Origin of the sequence: Coprococcus sp. AF99-45 (assembly GCF_027663865.1) — a bacterium.
GTDB classification, from domain to species: domain Bacteria; phylum Bacillota; class Clostridia; order Lachnospirales; family Lachnospiraceae; genus Allocoprococcus; species Allocoprococcus comes.
The window spans coordinates 1-1,599 of record NZ_JAQDGZ010000055.1 but is presented as its reverse complement, the minus strand read 5'-3'; the positions used below and the strand labels follow the sequence as shown (position 1 = coordinate 1,599).

General features: G+C 40.2%; 1 protein-coding gene. It reads right to left on the bottom strand.

Going from position 1 to position 1,599, the window contains the following annotated elements:
* Window positions 1-114: 114 nt before the first annotated feature.
* A complete protein-coding gene (locus PGR14_RS15970; protein WP_173686064.1) occupies window positions 115-1,323 on the bottom strand; it encodes an IS110 family transposase in 1,209 nt (402 codons plus the stop codon).
* Between the last annotated feature and the right edge of the window lie 276 nt (window positions 1,324-1,599).

The following is a 1,599-nucleotide window of genomic DNA, read 5'->3' as shown; positions in this document are numbered from 1 at the left end:
GCAAATAAAAAGTCAAGGCTAAATTGAAGAACATTGAAAATTTTATACAGGTTGAAAATTAGGTATCAAAATAAGACCACCACACCAGTGCTGGTCTGAGAATTATAATGATGATTAGGATTCTGGAAGAGATGAAAGATATTCTTTCACTCGTCCGTAATAGATTCTTAGAAACTTGTTGGCACCTGCAGTCATATAGACATAATAAGGCTTGCCTTGTGCCCGTTTCTTATCTATGAACTGATACACAGGATCATCCTGTGGGTGTGTTTTTATTAAGACATCCATTACCTGAAATAAAGTCTTTCTAAGATCAGAGGAACCTCGTTTTGAGGTTGGAACACTTTTTTGTTCATAACTTCCAGATTCATTAACACCGGGATCTACACCGGCAAATGCAGTAATAGCACTTTTGTGAGTGAAACGGGAAACATCTCCGATCTCAGCCATCAACTGAGATCCGAGTGAAGCACCAACACCTTTCATAGCCATAACGACAGGATATTCAGGGAGTTTGGATGCAGTTTCATTCATGAGAGTGCGTAGTGACTCAACAGTTGTAGAGGCACTGTTAAGCTGATCCACAGCCTGCTTAATTATAAGCTTTGTAATGGCATCCTTTGGAAGTACAGGAACAAGTTCCTTTGCTTTTCCATAGATTTCCTCAGCTTTGGATTGGCTGAAGTTGTACTTCTTACGTTTGCACCAGTTTTGATAATGGTCGATAAAGGCATTCAGAGACATTTTACGGACACAGTCCACATGCCAGTATGTAGATGCAAAATCAACCCATTTCTGGCTGCCATCACTGCGTGCAGGACTGTCAAAGTAAGTATTAACACCAGGATAGGTTTGGTCAAGGATGCCGATAAGATTATTTTTCATAGCCGTCTTGTGCTTCATGTAAAAGCCGAACTGACGGTTCATGGTTTTGAGCTGATTGCGTAATTCATCCATAACATTATACTGTTTAAGATTTTGCCATTTGTCAAGAGCATATCGGGCAATCTTAACAGCATCCGCTTTATCAGATTTCACTTTACGAAGAGAATCATTATCAAAGTCTTTGATAAGTTTTGGGTTAATGGCACTGACGAAAAGATTTGCCTTTGAAAGCTGATGGGCGAGGACTTCATAATAACGTCCTGTGTGCTCCATCACGATTCGGGACTCCCCTTCAACAGAGTTGATGAGTTCTACAAGTGAATGGATATCACTGGCTGTGTGTTTGATTTCGAAAGGTGCGGAAACAATTTCACCGAAAGGTCGCATGATAGCAACCATACTCTTACCTTTTGAAACATCGATACCTACTGCGTTCATAAATTGTCACTCCTTAAGATTATTGCAATGGATAAACACCAGTTTTACTCATTGCCTATTCAATCTACTGTGGTGTGACGCGAATGCACCTATGGCGATTCAACCTGCATAAAACGAACGCTGCGAATGAGGAGCTGGTTATCAGTCTAATTTACGGACGCGAAGTCCAAGATTGGAAGACGATATACCGATTGCTCCATCATTATACAGCTTAAGCAACAAGATGGATAATTCCTTACTGGCTGTAAGGGATATTAACCATAAATATATTGTAGT

Excerpts from the sequence above, each read along its gene's own strand:
- PGR14_RS15970 (WP_173686064.1), bottom strand. The coding sequence starts at position 1,323 with ATGAACGCAGTAGGTATCGATGTTTCAAAAGGTAAGAGTATGGTTGCT.